The sequence below is a fragment of the Leisingera sp. M523 genome, assembly GCF_025141335.1.
Classification (GTDB): Bacteria; Pseudomonadota; Alphaproteobacteria; order Rhodobacterales; family Rhodobacteraceae; genus Leisingera.
This window is the reverse complement of record NZ_CP081036.1, coordinates 662340-677469: the sequence shown is the minus strand read 5'-3', so window position 1 is coordinate 677469 and position 15130 is coordinate 662340. Positions and strand designations below refer to the sequence as shown.

17 protein-coding genes are annotated in these 15130 nt (G+C 64.3%); 1 reads left to right on the top strand and 16 read right to left on the bottom strand.

The annotated features are described in order from the left end of the window. Window positions 1–103 precede the first annotated feature (103 nt). From ftsH to ruvC, 14 genes are all read right to left on the bottom strand, one after another. Window positions 104–2017: an ATP-dependent zinc metalloprotease FtsH gene (ftsH, locus tag K3557_RS03210; protein ID WP_259986693.1), complete on the bottom strand. Its 1914-nt coding sequence runs from the start codon at window positions 2015–2017 to the stop codon at window positions 104–106. A 78-nt stretch (window positions 2018–2095) separates the two neighbouring features. Further along, window positions 2096–3247 carry a tRNA lysidine(34) synthetase TilS gene (gene tilS / locus K3557_RS03205; protein WP_259997618.1) on the bottom strand — a complete coding sequence of 384 codons (1152 nt, stop codon included), beginning with the start codon at window positions 3245–3247 and terminating at the stop codon, window positions 2096–2098. Window positions 3248–3345: 98 nt separating this feature from the next. Next, window positions 3346–4176 (bottom strand): tol-pal system protein YbgF, encoded by an 831-nt coding sequence (ybgF, locus tag K3557_RS03200; RefSeq protein ID WP_259997617.1) that lies wholly within the window; start codon window positions 4174–4176, stop codon window positions 3346–3348. Between the two features lie 4 nt (window positions 4177–4180). Then, window positions 4181–4690 (bottom strand): peptidoglycan-associated lipoprotein Pal, encoded by a 510-nt coding sequence (gene pal, locus K3557_RS03195; protein ID WP_259997616.1) that lies wholly within the window; start codon window positions 4688–4690, stop codon window positions 4181–4183. 91 nt (window positions 4691–4781) lie between these two features. Then, window positions 4782–6107, bottom strand: coding sequence for a Tol-Pal system beta propeller repeat protein TolB (gene tolB / locus K3557_RS03190; protein WP_259997615.1), 1326 nt, complete (start codon window positions 6105–6107; stop codon window positions 4782–4784). Next, window positions 6104–7249, bottom strand: a complete 1146-nt coding sequence (locus K3557_RS03185) for an energy transducer TonB (protein ID WP_259997614.1) — start codon at window positions 7247–7249, stop codon at window positions 6104–6106. Before K3557_RS03185 ends, tolB begins: the two co-directional genes overlap by 4 nt. A gap of 15 nt (window positions 7250–7264) precedes the next feature. Then, entirely contained in the window at window positions 7265–7756 is a 492-nt protein-coding gene (tolR, locus tag K3557_RS03180; protein WP_259997612.1) for a protein TolR, read from the bottom strand. A gap of 3 nt (window positions 7757–7759) precedes the next feature. Further along, entirely contained in the window at window positions 7760–8455 is a 696-nt protein-coding gene (gene tolQ / locus K3557_RS03175; RefSeq protein ID WP_259986698.1) for a protein TolQ, read from the bottom strand. A gap of 105 nt (window positions 8456–8560) precedes the next feature. Next, window positions 8561–8944, bottom strand: coding sequence for a tol-pal system-associated acyl-CoA thioesterase (ybgC, locus tag K3557_RS03170; protein ID WP_259986699.1), 384 nt, complete (start codon window positions 8942–8944; stop codon window positions 8561–8563). A gap of 61 nt (window positions 8945–9005) precedes the next feature. After that, complete coding sequence (thpR, locus tag K3557_RS03165) at window positions 9006–9548, bottom strand: RNA 2',3'-cyclic phosphodiesterase (RefSeq protein WP_259997611.1); 543 nt, start codon at window positions 9546–9548, stop codon at window positions 9006–9008. Next, entirely contained in the window at window positions 9548–10216 is a 669-nt protein-coding gene (locus K3557_RS03160; RefSeq protein ID WP_259997609.1) for a hypothetical protein, read from the bottom strand. Before K3557_RS03160 ends, thpR begins: the two co-directional genes overlap by 1 nt. 366 nt (window positions 10217–10582) lie before the next feature. After that, window positions 10583–11614 (bottom strand): Holliday junction branch migration DNA helicase RuvB, encoded by a 1032-nt coding sequence (gene ruvB, locus K3557_RS03155; RefSeq protein WP_259997607.1) that lies wholly within the window; start codon window positions 11612–11614, stop codon window positions 10583–10585. A gap of 144 nt (window positions 11615–11758) precedes the next feature. Continuing rightward, window positions 11759–12448: a Holliday junction branch migration protein RuvA gene (gene ruvA / locus K3557_RS03150; protein WP_259997606.1), complete on the bottom strand. Its 690-nt coding sequence runs from the start codon at window positions 12446–12448 to the stop codon at window positions 11759–11761. Window positions 12449–12461: 13 nt separating this feature from the next. Further along, complete coding sequence (gene ruvC / locus K3557_RS03145; RefSeq protein ID WP_259997605.1) at window positions 12462–12959, bottom strand: crossover junction endodeoxyribonuclease RuvC; 498 nt, start codon at window positions 12957–12959, stop codon at window positions 12462–12464. Window positions 12960–13285: 326 nt separating this feature from the next. Between ruvC and K3557_RS03140 the strand changes: the two genes are divergently transcribed. Further along, a complete protein-coding gene (locus K3557_RS03140) occupies window positions 13286–13504 on the top strand; it encodes a DUF1127 domain-containing protein (protein ID WP_259997604.1) in 219 nt (72 codons plus the stop codon). A 170-nt stretch (window positions 13505–13674) separates the two neighbouring features. Here K3557_RS03140 and K3557_RS03135 read toward each other — a convergent pair whose 3' ends face one another. Next, on the bottom strand, window positions 13675–14019 hold the full coding sequence (locus tag K3557_RS03135) for a hypothetical protein (protein WP_259997603.1): 345 nt from the start codon (window positions 14017–14019) through the stop codon (window positions 13675–13677). A gap of 103 nt (window positions 14020–14122) precedes the next feature. Beyond that, window positions 14123–14995, bottom strand: coding sequence for a 50S ribosomal protein L11 methyltransferase (locus K3557_RS03130; RefSeq protein ID WP_129371760.1), 873 nt, complete (start codon window positions 14993–14995; stop codon window positions 14123–14125). Window positions 14996–15130 lie beyond the last annotated feature (135 nt).

The following is a 15130-nucleotide window of genomic DNA, read 5'->3' as shown; positions in this document are numbered from 1 at the left end:
GGCAGCTTTGCTGCCCGCCGCGGCCCCCGCCACTCGTCCCAAAAACAAATGTCCCGGAAACCGCAGCTGGTTTCCGGGACATTTCATTTTCAGGTTAGGATCCTTACGCCGTCGGCTCAGGCTCCATGCCGCCTTCCGGCGGGGATTTTTTCGGCTTGGCCTTGGGGATTGCGGTGACCGAGGCATTGCCCTCATCCTCGCCGCCATCTTCGTCATCGCCGGCTTGCGGCGGCTCGCCATTCATGACGCGCTTGATCTCTTCACCGGTCAGCGTCTCGTATTCCAGGAGTCCCTGCGCCAGACGTTCCCACTCTTCATGATGGTCTGTCAGAATCTGGAACGCGCGGTCATAACCGGCCTGGATGAAGCTCTTCACCTCTTCCTCGATCATCTCCTTGGTATTTGCGGAGACCGAGAAGCCGGCAGTGTTGCCCGAATAGCCCTCATGCGCTTCGGCATAGTCGATATTGCCGACCTTGTCGGACATGCCCCAGCGCATCACCATGGCGCGGGCCAATTGGCTGGCCTGCTGGATGTCGCCGGCCGGACCGTTCGACACATGGTCCTCGCCGTATTTGATCACTTCAGCCGCTTTGCCTGCCATCGTCATGGCCAGTTTTTGCTGGCATTCGTCACGGTGCCAGTTCAGCCGGTCCATTTCGGGCAAGGACACCACCATCCCCAGCGCGCCGCCGCGCGGAATGATTGTCGCCTTATAAACCGGATCGCATTCCGGCAGTATATGGCCGACAACCGCATGGCCGGCTTCGTGATAGGCGGTCTTTTCCTTCTGATCCTGGGTCAGCACCATCGAGCGGCGCTCGGCTCCCATCATCACCTTGTCCTTGGCCGATTCGAAATCTTCCATGGTGACAAAGCGGCGTCCGACGCGGGCCGCCATCAGCGCCGCCTCATTGACCAGGTTGGCCAGATCCGCACCCGAGAAACCGGGCGTACCACGGGCGATGATGCGCAGATCAACGTCGGGACCAAGCGGCGTCTTGCGGGCATGCACACCCAGGATCTTTTCGCGGCCTTTGATGTCGGGGTTGCCGACGGTCACGTTGCGGTCAAAGCGGCCCGGACGCAGAAGTGCGGGATCCAGAACGTCCTTGCGGTTGGTCGCCGCCAGGATGATCACGCCCTCGTTGGCCTCAAAACCATCCATCTCAACCAGCAGCTGGTTCAGCGTCTGCTCACGCTCATCATTGCCGCCGCCATAACCGGCGCCACGATGGCGGCCGACGGCGTCGATCTCGTCGATGAAAACAATGCAGGGCGCGTTTTTCTTCGCCTGCTCGAACATATCGCGCACACGGGAGGCACCGACGCCCACGAACATTTCGACAAAGTCGGAGCCAGAGATGGTGAAGAACGGCACGCCCGCCTCGCCCGCAATCGCGCGCGCCAGCAGCGTTTTACCAGTACCCGGAGGGCCCACCAGCAACGCACCCTTGGGGATCTTGCCGCCCAGGCGCGAAAATTTCTGCGGGTTGCGCAGGAATTCGACGATCTCTTCCAGCTCTTCCTTGGCTTCATCAATGCCGGCCACATCGTCAAAGGTCACCCGGCCATGCTTTTCGGTCAGCATCTTGGCCTTGGACTTGCCGAATCCCATGGCGCCGCCTTTGCCGCCGCCCTGCATCCGGTTCATGAAATAGATCCAGACGCCAATCAGCAGAATGAAAGGCAGCAGCGTGATCAGGAAGGACTGAAAGCCCGACTGCTGCTGTTTTTCGGCGCGCACCGGAATGTTCTTGTCGATCAGAAGTGCGGTGACTTCGGCATCGGCCGGTTTGATGGTGACATAGTTCTGCCCATCGGTCGTGGTGTAGCGCACCTGTTCCCCGTCCAGAGTGACGGTGCTGACCTTGCCGGTCTCAACCGAGCTGACGAAGTCCGAGAAAGTGCGTTCACGGCTCTGCATCGTGCTGCCGGAACCGCTGAACAAATTGAACAGCGCCAGAATCAGCAGAAACAGAACAACCCAGAAGGCGATATTGCGAGCGTTGCCCAAGGAAAGTTCTCCCTATCAGATAGGCGCGCCACACGGGCCGCCTGCGTTGTGCTTAAAATAAGGATCATTCGAGCAGGTTCAATGCGATAAAAGGGATGCAAAGAACTCTTCTTCGGTTCCTGCCGTTTCCGCCGACCAGCCATTGGCGAATCCAGCCGCTGGTGCAGCCGCCAATTCCCCGCCCCGCCACACTGCAGGAGTGGCCTGCAGCACGGCGCCCGGCATCCCTGCAGCACGCCAGTCCGGGCATAGCTGCAGACCCTTTTGGCCTAGCGCGCGAATCTCGCAACCCTTTGCGTCGCCGCCATAAACCTTCCACCTGCCGTCCCAGGCCTGCCCGGGCAGAGAGACCTCGCCGCGCACGGAATTATATTCGCGGCAGATCCATATCTGTTTGCTGGTGGTGACCAGACGGCAGCCCGCCAATGTGGCCGATCCGCCGTTGCGGGCCGCCAGAACGGCTTTTTCCATCGGCACACGGCGCGGCGGGTAAGCAGTGCCGGAAATCCACTGAATGGAGCGCACCAGCAGCCGGTGGCTGATTTCACTGGGCAAAGTGCGGAATTTGCGCTGACACAGGGCAACAGCGCCCGCCTGCACATGCGCCAAGTCGCGGGCGGCCAGGAACACATACCAGTCCAGCGCTTCACGGGCCTTGGCCATGTTGCGGGCAATCTTGGCAAAAACCGCAGGGGTCAGGCCCAGCGGCGCCAGTTCCTGCAGCGCCCGGCGCACCCGGACCCGTTCGAATCTGGTATCCTCGTTGCTCGGGTCTTCGGACCATGCAATGCCGCAGCTTTCCAGATAGTCCCGCAATTCGCAACGGGTTACATCCAGCAGCGGCCGCAGCAGCGTCACGCCGTTGTGCGTGCGCCGCTCTGCCATCCCCGACAGCCCGGTCACACCAGAGGCACGCGCCATCCGCATCAGAACCGTTTCAGCCTGATCATCTGCGGTGTGGCCCAGTGCCAGCACCGGAATGCCGTGGCGCCGTGCCCAGCCGGTCAGCAGATCATAGCGCGCCTCGCGGGCCTGATTCTGCAGATTGCCGTTCTGCGGCCCGTCTTCCCAGCGCAGCACCTCATGGCTGATGCCAAGCCGGGCTGCTGCCGCCCCCGCGGCTTCGGCCTCTGCTGCTGCTTCCGGACGCAGCCCGTGATCAACAGTGGCGGCAAACAACACGACCTCGCCGCCGGCGAAACAGTCGTGCAGCAGATGCAGCAGCGCCATAGAATCACCGCCGCCCGAGACAGCGATTCCCAGCCGGTCAGGAAGGGCGGAGCGGAACTGGCTCCGCACCAGGGGCAGGATATTCTGCCGCGCGCCCGTCAAGAACAGCCCAGCTTGGCCATTTCCGCCGCGGCCCCGGCCTCTTCTGCCGCACCCGGAAAGCGCACGCCGACCTCGGTCAGCGTCACGCAGGCCTGATCGGTCTGGCCAAGGCGGCCCAGTGCCGCGCCCAGCTCAAACAGCGCCTTGGGGGCCACCGGCCCGGCGGAATTGCCGGAGAACGCCGCCAGATAGGCCCGCGCGGCCTCGCGGGTGTCACCGAGACCATCCAGCGCCTTGCCGCGGCTGAATTCGGCGGCCGGCGCCAGCGGGCTGCCCGGGTAGACCTGATTGAAGGCCGCGAATTTCTCCGCCGCATCCTGGTAAAGCCCCTCGGACAGCAGTTTTCCGGCGGCATCGAAATCGGCCTGCTCGCCGATTGCCAGCTCACCTGCTGCCGGGCCGCCCGCGCCCTCCGCCTCAATGGCGCCTGCACCGGCAACCGGCAGCTCGCCGCCGCCCAGCGTGGTTGTCTCGCCCAGGGCGCCGATATCGCCGCCTTCCAGCTCGACCAGCCGGAATTCCAGATCGCCGATCCGGTTGGTGCCATCGCTGACAATCCGGTCGATCCGGTGGTTCATCTCCTCGGTCTGCAGGGTCAGCCGCTGCAGCTCGCTTTCAATCGCCCCGACCCGGTCCAGAACGGTATTGCCGGATAGATCCGCCGAGGGCGCGCCAGTGGTCGACAGTTCCCGCTTCAGCCGCTGAATCTCGACATGCAGAACGGTCAGCTCCTGGCGGATATCGGCGAGGGTCTGCTGATTCTGCGCCGCCAGCGGCAGCGGCAGCAGCAGGGCAGAGGCCAAAAGCGCAATGCGCAAAGATTTCATGGCGTTACCCCGTCAACCCGCCTGCCAGCACCGTCACCGCGCGGCGGTTCTTGGAATAGCAGACCTCGTCCGAACAGATTTCCAGCGGGCGTTCCTTGCCGAAGCTTACCACCTTGATGCGGCTGCCGGCGACACCTTGGGACATCAGGTATTCGCGGGCGGCATTGGCGCGTTTCGCACCCAGGCCAAGGTTGTATTCGCGGGTGCCCTGCTCGTCCGCGTGGCCTTCGATGGTGACCACATAATCGGCGTTCCGGGCCAGCCACTGCGACTGGCCTTGCAGCGTTGCCTGGGCCGCAGGCGACAGGGTGGACTGGTCGATTGCAAACAGCACCCGGTCGCCTACGGTCTGCTGGAAATAGGCCGGGCTGGCCGGATCCAGCGCGCCTGCACCGGCGCCTGCACCGCCTGCCCCGGCCCCGCTGCCATTCAAATCGTCGTTCCATGGGTTGCTGCTGCAGGCTGTCAGCCCCAGCACGGCCACCGCCGCCATTGCCAATTTCAAACCGCTCATATCGTCTGCCTATCCCTTTGCGTTTCTTAACCCGAAACTAGCATAAGCCCGGGGGTGGTACTATGCGGGTATCCCCGCCTTAACGGCCCATTTACTGCTGCAGCGGAGACCAGGCCGGGTCCGAGGCACCGTCCGGCGTCCTTACCGGCTTCAGATTGCGCCCTGTAATGTCCACCGAATAGAGCAACGCCCGCCCGGTGCTGCCCTGGCTTTCACGGGTGAACATGATCACCCGGCCGTTTGGCGCCCATGTCGGCCCCTCGTCCAGGAACGAGGCGGTCAGCAAGCGCTCCTCGCTGCCGTCGGTGCGCATCACGCCGATATGGAACCGGCCCTTGTTCTGTTTGGTAAAGGCAATCATGTCGCCGCGCGGCGACCACACCGGGGTGCCATAGCGCCCCTGGCCAAAGCTGATCCGGCGCGCCTCGCCACCGCTTGCGGGCATCACATAGAGCTGCTGGCTGCCGGAGCGGTCGCTTTCAAAAACAACCTGCGACCCGTCCGGCGAAAACGACGGCGCCGTCTCGATCGAGGGCGCCGAGGTCAGCCGGGTCTTGCCCCCGGTCCCGATATCCATCGAGAACAGATCGGTGTTGCCGCCCTGGGTCTGCGAGTAGACCACCGTGCGCCCATCCGGCGCAAACCGCGGCGCAAAGCTCATGATGCCGTCGCCGCTGGACAGGATCTTGCGCTGCACTTGGCCGACGTCCAGCACATGGATCTGCGGAAAGCCGCTTTCATAGCTGGTGTACAGCACCCGGTCGCCAGTGGGCGAGAACCGCGGTGCCAGCACAAGAGACGCACTGTTGGTCAGATACTGCACATTGGCGCCGTCGTAATCCATGATCGCCAGCCGTTTGCGGCGGTCGTTCTTGGGGCCGCTTTCGGAGACATAGACCACCCGGCTGTCGAAATAGCCGCTCTCGCCGGTGATTTCGCTGTAGATGGCATCAGCCACCTTATGCGCCATCCGCCGCCAGCCGCCGGTAGTGCCGGAGAATTGCAGCGCGCTTTCCAGTTCCTTTTCCGCAAACACGTCATAGCCGCGGAACCGCACCGTCAGCCGGTTGCCGGTGACGCTGACAGCACCAGTGATCAGCGCCTGCGCGTTCACCGCCTTCCAGTCGGCATATTTCACCGGATTGTCAAAGCCGGTCACCTTGGAGATATGGGCGCTGGCGGGCACTTCGCGGAACAATCCGGTACCGCTGAGATCTTCCGCCACCACCCGCGCGATCTGCGCCGCATGCTCCGCAGCCGAAGGGGTCTCGGGCACAAAATCCGGCACCGCATAGGGCAACGGCTCAATCACACCCTGATCGATCTCGATGCGGAGCGGGCCGGTCTGCGCCGCAACGGCGCCCGCCCCGGCCAGTGCCGAAGCCCCGATCAGCAGAGCTGCCAGAATTTTCCTCATTTGATCCGCATCCTTTCAGGATTGAATGTCATCTCAATATCACGCCATTGCGCGTATTTTTCAGGGGGAAGCTGAAACCCCTTGGCTCCGCAGCGGATTATTGCCCGCCGGGCGGCCCCAAAGGCCTGTTGTGCCGCCGATGACGACCCTCCAGTGCTTGACAGCATCCGGATGCTGCCGCTGTCCGGCTTGCCGTCCTGCGCCAGCGACACCGTCACCACCACCGTGGTGTTCAGCGCGTCCGTCGACAGCGACCCCACGTTCCAGCACTGCGAGACCGCAACCCGCAGGGCATCCTTTTCGCCCAGTGTCAGCGGCGGGCCGGATGGTTCCGGCGCTTCGACATCGGCGCCGCCTGCCAGGGCTTCCGCCAAGGCATCTTCCACTGCGGAGGGTGTATCCGCCGTCTCCGTCTCCGGCTCCGGCTGCGCTTGCTCGGTCGGCTGGGCTGCTTCCACGGCCTCTTCCGGTTGCGGCTGCGGCCGGGCCGGCCGTGTCCTGGGCCGCACCGAGACCTCTGGCGCAGCAGAGGCTGCAACGTCCTCGCCTTCGTTTTCTTCGGTCACGATCCGGTCGCTGGCGGCCTCGGGCGCGGTGGCCTCCTGCACCTCCTGCTCGGTCTCGGCGCCCTCCTCCGGTGCCACTTCCGGCTGGGCAGTATCGTCAACCCTGGTGTCCGGTTCTGGCGGCGCAACAGGCTCAGGCGCGACACGCTCCACCGGGCGAGGCGCAGTTTCAGGGCGCACCTGCGGCACCAGTGCAGCTATCTCCGGCTCCTCAGCCGCTGCAGGCGGCGTGTCCGGCACATCCGGCTCGGGCTGCGGCTCGGGGATCTCTGTCACCTGCGGATCCGGCGCCGGCGGCGTGACCGGTTCGGGCTGGACAGTTTCAGGTTCCGGGTCCGGCTGCGGCGCGGGCTCCGGTGCGGGCTGCACTTCGGCCGGTTCATTCAACGGTGCAGGTTCAGGGGCAACTTGCGGCGCCTGGCGCTGCTGGCTGAGCTTTTCAAACTGCTCTGCCGATATCAGCGCCACCTGCTGCACCCGGGACGGCAACGGTTCGGAGGGGAACCAGGCGCCAAAGACAACCCACCCCATCAACAGCCCGTGTCCGGCAAGAGAGATCCTGGTTCCGGTCTGCACCGCCCGCGTCCCCGCTTATTGCCCTGCGCCCTCAGACGGCTGCCCGTCCAGGGCCGGGCCGCCGGTGTCCGTCACCAGCCCAACATTGGAAAACCCGCCTGCGTTCAGCGCGCCCATCACCTGCATGACCTCCGCATAGGCGATGCGTCCGTCGGCCCGCAGGAACACCCGGTCCGAGCTGCGCTCGGCCGCAATCGCCCGCAGCTTGGGCACCAGTTCATCGCGCGAAACCGGCGTGGTCTGGATCTCCACCCCGCCCTCGGCGGTCATCGTGACGGTCAGCGGCTCTTCCTCATCGCCGGGCAAGGCGCCCGCTGCGGTCTTGGGCAGCTCTACCGGCACGCCGACCGTCATCAGCGGTGCCGCCACCATAAAGATAATCAGCAGCACCAGCATCACATCCACAAAAGGCGTGACATTGATTTCCGACATCACCCTGCCGCGTCCGCGGCGGCGTCCGCGGCGGCGGTTGCTGCCTCCTGAAGGCTGCTGGACTGCGGCGCCCATAGCTCAGGAATCCAACTGGCGGCTGAGGATGGTGGCGAACTCATCGGCAAAGCCCTCGTAGCCGCCAATGATGCGATCGCTGTCAGCGCTAAGCTTATTATAGAAAACCACCGCCGGAATTGCCGCCAGCAGACCCAGCCCGGTCGCCATCAGCGCCTCGGCAATGCCGGGCGCCACCACGGCAAGGTTGGTGTTCTGCTGTTCTGCAATCTCGATAAAGGCGGTCATGATGCCCCAGACAGTACCGAACAGACCCACAAACGGCGCGGTGGAGCCGACGGTGGCCAGGATCGACAAGCCGCTTTGCAGCCCTTCGGTCTCCTTGGCGATGGCCACATCCATCGACCGGTCGATGCGTGCCTGCGCGCCAGGGATCAGCCCGCCGTCGCTGCGGTGGCTGCGCCGCCATTCAGTCATGCCCGCGGAAAAGATCCGGGCCGCCTGACCCGGCGGCCTTGCCCCGACCTGGTCGAACAGCTCATCCAGCGGATTGCCGGACCAGAAGGCCCGGTCAAAGGCATCCGCCTCGCCGCGCGCCTTGCGGTAGTTGATGGTCTTCTGAACGATGATGCCCCACGACCAGACCGAAGCCCCGATCAGCATCAGCATCACCAGTTTCACGGTTACGGTGGCCCGCGCGAAAAGGCCCCACATGGAGAAATCAATCTCCTGCGCCAGCGCCAGAGTTTCTGCTTCCATTCGCCTGCTCTACGATTTCCCGGCCGTTTCTCCGGCCTTATTTGGCCAAAGGCTAGCCCAGTTCAATGTCAAAGGCCATTAAAACAGGCGCCACTGCGCCAAATGTTACCGCAATGCGCGAATCTCTGCCGGAAGCCGCGCAGGCCGGCCGCCTGTGGTGATGCAGACGATGGTGACCTGGGCCCGGAACAGCGGCTGGCCGCCGCGCGTGACCTCTTGCATCAGCACCATCCGGGCCGGTGTCACATTGTGCAGCGCGGTAGTGACCAGCAGTTCCTCGTCGAATTTGGCGGGCGCCAGGTAATCCGCCTCAATCCGGCGCACAACATAGATCCGCCCGGCCTCGCGCATGGCGTTCTGATCGACACCAATGCCGCGCACCCAGTCGCTGCGCGCACGTTCAATAAAACGCAGGTAGTTGGCGTGATAGACGATCCCGCCCATGTCGGTGTCCTCGTAGTAGACCCGCACCGGGAATTCGTGGATCATGCTCTGCGCTCCTGTGGTTTGGCGGGCAATCTATGGCTGGGGCCGGGCCGCTGCAAGCGCCTCAGCCCTCCAGCGGGTATTCCGCCAGGACATCATAGCGCGCGCCTTCGGGGGCCAGCGTGGACTGGTAAAGTGCAAAACAGTCCGCATCGGCCTGCAGCCGGAACCCCGCCGCCGCTTGCAGGAAACCGGCGATCTTCTCCAGCTGCCCCGGCTGCAGATACCGCGGGAACCGGGCCAGCGTCACATGCGGGCGGAACCGTTCCCGCGCCAAAGCAATTCCCGCCGCCTGACAGGCACTGCGCACTTGGTTCCGCAGGCGGCTTAGCTCCGGTGTCTTTTGCACCACCGCAGCCAGCACCCGCGGCTGCCTGCCGCCAAAGGTCTCCAGCCCCTGAATGCTGAGGGTCAGAACCGGCGCGCGGATGCCTGCGAGGTCCTGATGCAGGGCTTGCAGCATCTGTTCCGGCTGATCATCCAGAAAGGCCAGCGTCAGATGCATATTCTCTGCAGCTACCGGCCGCCCTGCGGGCAGCTCTTCCTGCACACGCTCCAGCGCAATCCGGGCTGCATCAGGCAGCGGCAAGCCCGCGAAAGACCGCATCAGGACTGCGGTTGCCCCGCCGCCGGCGCTTGCAACCGTGCAAACAAGCGCAGGGCGTGGGACTTGTCGTCCGCGGCCACCGGCATCATCCGGTCATAGGCTGCCGCTATGATCCCTGCAATTTCGGGGCGCAGAATGGTGGCGCCGGTCTCCGGCAGCACCGCCAAGGGGGAGGTTTCAGCAAAGGCCGCATCACCCCACATCAGCGCCACCTGCACCGCCTGGGTGAGCGCCAGCGTTTCGGCGGGCATCTGCGCCATCGCCCCCTGCATCCGCAGGAACACAAACGCCGCCTTGATGCCGCCCTGATCGTCAAACCGGAACGCCCGGTACTGGCTGGCCTCCGCCGCCTTCAGCCGTGCCACCAGCGGCGCAAGCCCGGGGATCAGCCGGTCCAGATCAGGCACTTCCAGCAGTTCGTCCCAGTCCAGGAAAAAGAAGAACATCAGATTCGAGCCCAGCTCAGGGTCGGTCTCGGCCATCTGATGTCCTGCCAGCGTCATCACCGCTTCCAGCGCTCCCTTAACGGTTTTCAGTGTCTCGTCCTGAACCCCGAAGACGATCGGCGCCACCGGCCGGCCCCAGCGGGCACAAGCGTATGAGCCGTCTTGGCGGGTGAACAGGGCTTCGATCTGTTCGGGCGTCAGGTCTGGCAGCTGGGCGGTCATATGCGTCTCCTTGATCCTGCCCTGTCTATGCCGTCTGTGCCGCGCGGCGGCAAGGGGGAGGCTCCCGCGCCTGTCCGGCCCCCTGGCTGCGCCAGGCCGCCGCAAACAGCCTTGGGCCGGGCACCGCTGGCGCGGCGCATCCCGCATCATCGCAAGCGGATGCGGCACAGCTTCTTTCTGGGTGGAAATACTCCCGCCGGAGGCAGCGCCGCGCGGCCGCGCGGCGCCCCGCCCGCGCATCGCAGCAGCGCCTCTACCCGGCTCGCCCGGCATCAGCAGAATAGGTCATCACTCCTGACACAATGTTTCGCGCGCGAAACATTTGGAAAGCTAGGCTGACACAACTTATAGTGGTTTTCCCGCTGCCTACCCGAACAGATCGTTCCGGGAGCGCGGCGGCGCCATCCCCAGGTGGGTCCAGGCCTTTTGCGCCAGCATCCGCCCGCGCGGGGTGCGCTGGATCAGGCCCTGCTGCAAAAGGTAGGGCTCTATCACCTCCTCCAGCGCGTCGCGGCTCTCGGACAAGGCGGCCGAGATTGTCTCGATCCCCACCGGTCCGCCGCCGTAATTCTCGGCCAGCAGGGTCAGATACCGCCGGTCGGCGCCATCCAGCCCCAGCTGATCCACCCCCAGCCGGGTCAGCGCGCCATCGGCCAATTCGCGGGAGATCGTGCCATCGCCCTCCACAACCGCAAAGTCCACAACGCGGCGCAAGAGCCGGCCGGCGATCCTGGGGGTGCCGCGGGCGCGCCGCGCGATCTCGCGGGCGCCAGCATCATCCGCAGGCGCACCCAGCTTGCGGGCATTGCGGCGGACAATCTCGAACAGCTCGTCAATGGTATAGAACTGCAGCCGGGTCGGGATGCCGAAGCGGTCGCGCAGCGGTGTGGTCAGCAGGCCCATCCGGGTGGTGGCCCCGACCAGGGTAAAGGGCTGCAACTCGATCCGCACGGTGCGCGCCGCGGGGCCTTCGCCGATCACCAGATCCAGCTCGAAATCCTCCATCGCCGGATAAAGCACTTCCTCCACCGCCGGGTTCAGCCGGTGGATTTCGTCGATGAACAGCACGTCGCTGGCTTCAAGATTTGTAAGGATCGCTGCCAGGTCGCCGGCCTTGGCCAGAACCGGGCCGGAGGTCATGCGGAAATTCACCCCCAGTTCACGGGCGATAATCTGGGCCAGAGTGGTCTTGCCAAGACCGGGAGGGCCGTGAAACAGCGTGTGGTCCATCGCCTCGCCGCGGCGGCGGGCGGATTCAATAAAGACCTTCAGGTTGGCGCGGGCTTCGGCCTGGCCGATGAACTCGCCAAGCCCCTGCGGGCGCAGAGCGCGGTCGTTGTCCGCAGCACTGTCTTCCGGCAGCGGCTCAGGGCGCAGGGCAGGGTCGGCGTCAATCATGGTACGGGTCTCTCTGATATGTCCCGCCCGGCTGAAGGCCGGGCAGCGCCCGGCCCTCCCGTTTTGCCGAAGGCAAACCTTTGGTTTGACGGGAGGGCGCTTCGCACCCACCCAGGGTCGGGCGCTGCCCTTGGTGTTTCATCTTCACCCCTTCGGCGCCAGCAGCCGCAGCGCCGCGCGGATCAGCTCGGCCTCATCCGCATCCGGATAGGTGGCCGCAGCCTCGGCCACCGCAGCAGCGGCGTCCGAGGGACCATAGCCCAGATTGCCCAAAGCCGACAGCGCCCCGGCAGAGGCAGCAGCGGCACCCGTGGGTTTCTTTGGCGGCGCCTTGCGGGCCGGCCTGGCAGCAGGTGCCGGCCCGGCGTCCTCGACCACCTCCAGTCCGGGGCCGTCCATCGCATCCGCCACAGCGCCCCCCATGGCCATCACACCCGGCGCCTTGTCCTTGAGGTCCAGCACGATGCGCTGCGCGGTCTTGGGGCCGACGCCCTTGGCCGCCTTAACCGAGGCCCAATCGCCCAAAGCAATCGCACGGCTCACGCCATCCGGCCCCAGTGCGCCAAGAATGGCCAGCGAGACCTTGGCCCCCACCCCCTGCACCGACGTCAGCAGCCGGTGCCATTCCTTCTCCACCAAAGAGGTGAAACCATAAAGCTGCATCAGGTCTTCGCGCACCACCATCTCGGTATAAAGCGCGACCGCCTCGCCCGTGCCCGGCAGCGCCGCCATGGTGCGGTCGGAGCAATAGACAATATAGCCGACGCCGCGCACGTCGATCAGCACATGGTCCTGCGCCCGGTAGTCGAGCCGTCCTGTCAGCTTGCCAATCATGCCAATTCTCCGGTCATGCGCGTTTCTCCCTCAGCTGCCGCTGCTGCGTACCGCCGTAAAAGGCATGGCAGATAGCAATCGCCAGTGCATCCGCTGCATCGGCACCTTTGGGCGCACAGCCGGGCAGCTGCAGTTTGACCATATGCATGACCTGCTCCTTTTCGGCGTGCCCCACGCCCACCACGGTCTTTTTGACCCGGTTGGGGGCATATTCACCCACCGGCAAGCCAGCCTTGGCGAGCGTCAGCAGCGCCACGCCGCGCGCCTGGCCCAGTTTCAGGGTGCCGGCACCGTCCTTGTTCACAAAGGTCTGTTCGATCGCGGCCTGATCCGGGGCATAGGCTTCAATGATCTCGGTGACCTGATTGTGCAGCGACAGCAGACGCTCACCCAGATCATCGCCATCCGAACAGCAATGGCCGTTGGCAACATGGCTCAGCCGCGGGCCATTTGATTCGATGACCCCCCATCCAAGGGTGCGCAGCCCCGGATCAATTCCCAGAATCCGCATGATGTGCCCGGTCCCCGTCTGCTCTTTGCAATTATTTTTCCAACGATTAGCACAAAACGCGAACATGTCCAATTGCTTTCCCTACGCGCTGCCCGCCGCCAAGGAGACAAATCCTGTCCTGAAACCGACCTTCCGCAATAGGCGGAACGACATTTCCCGGCAAAAGCAGTGCGCAGGCAAACCGCCCTTGTTACTAAGGCGCAAAGCTATGCGCACCGTGCATATGACGCATGCAATTTCGGATCTTGCCGGGTTGGATTTTCCTCACTAGATGCCCGCCATCGCAACATCGCGACGAAGCCAATACCAGATCAGAGGACACGGATATGGCCGCATTTGACACCACCCGCACCACCTATGGTTACACCGGCCTGTTTGGCCGCTTCGGCGCACTGGTTGCAACCGCAACCGGCATGTTTGCTGCCTGGAATGACGCCCGTGCAACCCGCAACGCCCTGTCGGGCCTGTCCGACCGCGAGCTGGCCGACATCGGCATGTCGCGCGGCGACATCGAGACCGTTGCAACCGGCAAAACTGTTTTCTGAGACACCCTTTTAACGCCCTGCCTCCTCCCTCGGGGCGACTAGGGAAACGCCGCGGACCTTACAGGGCCGCGGCGTTTTTTGTTGCCGGGTTGCGCGGCAGGGCCGCGCCGAACAAAAAGGCCGCCGGCTCCCCCTGCCAGCGGCCTTTTGGTCCTTTGCTGGCATTGCTGTCAGCGCAGAACGGGTCCGATTTTCCGGGCCAGGAAGACTGATACCGGGTCTGCCTGCATCAGGAAGGCGCCCGCGCGTTCAATGCCGCTGCCGCCGGCCAGTGTCTGCACCCGCGCATCATAGCTGCCAAAGCCAAGCGCGGCCATCAGGAAGCCCTTGAACAGCAAAAACGCCGCCGCGAAGAAAATCAGCGAGCGTCCTGAAATCCGGGATTGCAGCCGCTGCGGCTTTACCACCAGCAGCCCGTCCGGCCGCAGCCTTGCGGAATAGCCCGCGGACAGAGCTTCATGTTTGCGGTTGATATGCTTCAAACGCGCCTGGAACTGATCACGATGTTCGCCCATTACGAGCCTCCGAACTGGCCCCCACCAGCGGATGGCCCATCTTTGGCTCGAATTGGGGCGAAAATGCGGCAAACCATTCAAATTCGCCGCAAAGTTAAGTCAATCAGCCCGCTTTACGGAGAAGTAACGTTGTCCATTCACCAATTTCATCCCGGCGCTCGGGATTGATGCCGTTCTGCGCATAAACGTTAACCACGTCTTCGGCCTGCTCATTCAGGATGCCCGAGAGAATCGCATAGCCGCCGGGGCGCAGATTCGCAGCGACATCCGGCGCCAAAGCCACCAGAGGGCCCTTCAGAATATTGGCGAAGATGAGGTCGAACGGCGCCTGCGCCTGCAGATCCGGGTGATCAAAACCGGCGGCTTCCACACAGGCAACCTGGCCTTCCATGCCATTGGCCTTAAGATTTGCTTCGGCGACTTCAACTGCAACCTGGTCGATATCACTGGCCAGAATGGTGCCGTCCCAGACCCGGGCTGCCGCCATTGCCAGCACCGCGGTGCCGCAGCCGATGTCGGCCACTTTTTCGCCATGAAAGCCCTGATCCAGCAGATGATCCAGCGCCTTGAGGCAGCCCAGCGTGGTGCCGTGGTGACCGGTGCCAAAGGCCATCGCCGCCTCGATCAGCAGCGGGATCCGGTCCGCAGGCAGCTTGTCCGCGTCATGCGAGCCATAGACAAAAAAGCGGCCCGCTTCGACCGGCGCCAGTTCGCGGCGCACATGGGCGACCCAGTCGGTTTCCGGCAGTTCCGAAACGACAAAGGGTTTGGCTTCATGCATCGAGGCCAGCAGGGCAAGGCCCGCTGCATCCGGAGCATCGGTAAAGTAGCCGCCCACTTCCCACAGGCCCGAGCCGTCCTCCATCTCAAAGACGCCCACGCCGCTGGGTTCCGGGGTCAGGCGTTCCATGGCTTCGCCCAGCGCTTCGGCCTGGGTTTTTCCGGTGAGCGTGGTGAGGGCAGTGAATGTGGGCATGGCGTCTCTCCTGAAACTGTTGCCCAGCGCCTAGGTCGCCGCGCCGCCCGCGTCAAGCACCCCGGCCTGGCCGCAGGCCAGGCAGCGCCCGCGCTCACTGTGTGCGCGGGCGCCCGCCCCGCGGCTGGCGCCACG

Coding starts and splice junctions, on each gene's coding strand:
- tilS (WP_259997618.1), bottom strand. CDS start 3,247: ATGGCGCTGCTGCATCTGCTGCACGACTGTTTCGCCGGCGGCGAGGTC.
- ybgF (WP_259997617.1), bottom strand. CDS start 4,176: ATGAAATCTTTGCGCATTGCGCTTTTGGCCTCTGCCCTGCTGCTGCCG.
- pal (WP_259997616.1), bottom strand. CDS start 4,690: ATGAGCGGTTTGAAATTGGCAATGGCGGCGGTGGCCGTGCTGGGGCTG.
- tolB (WP_259997615.1), bottom strand. CDS start 6,107: ATGAGGAAAATTCTGGCAGCTCTGCTGATCGGGGCTTCGGCACTGGCC.
- tolR (WP_259997612.1), bottom strand. CDS start 7,756: ATGGGCGCCGCAGTCCAGCAGCCTTCAGGAGGCAGCAACCGCCGCCGC.
- tolQ (WP_259986698.1), bottom strand. CDS start 8,455: ATGGAAGCAGAAACTCTGGCGCTGGCGCAGGAGATTGATTTCTCCATG.
- ybgC (WP_259986699.1), bottom strand. CDS start 8,944: ATGATCCACGAATTCCCGGTGCGGGTCTACTACGAGGACACCGACATG.
- thpR (WP_259997611.1), bottom strand. CDS start 9,548: ATGCGGTCTTTCGCGGGCTTGCCGCTGCCTGATGCAGCCCGGATTGCG.
- K3557_RS03160 (WP_259997609.1), bottom strand. CDS start 10,216: ATGACCGCCCAGCTGCCAGACCTGACGCCCGAACAGATCGAAGCCCTG.
- ruvB (WP_259997607.1), bottom strand. CDS start 11,614: ATGATTGACGCCGACCCTGCCCTGCGCCCTGAGCCGCTGCCGGAAGAC.
- ruvA (WP_259997606.1), bottom strand. CDS start 12,448: ATGATTGGCAAGCTGACAGGACGGCTCGACTACCGGGCGCAGGACCAT.
- ruvC (WP_259997605.1), bottom strand. CDS start 12,959: ATGCGGATTCTGGGAATTGATCCGGGGCTGCGCACCCTTGGATGGGGG.
- K3557_RS03140 (WP_259997604.1), top strand. CDS start 13,286: ATGGCCGCATTTGACACCACCCGCACCACCTATGGTTACACCGGCCTG.
- K3557_RS03135 (WP_259997603.1), bottom strand. CDS start 14,019: ATGGGCGAACATCGTGATCAGTTCCAGGCGCGTTTGAAGCATATCAAC.
- K3557_RS03130 (WP_129371760.1), bottom strand. CDS start 14,995: ATGCCCACATTCACTGCCCTCACCACGCTCACCGGAAAAACCCAGGCC.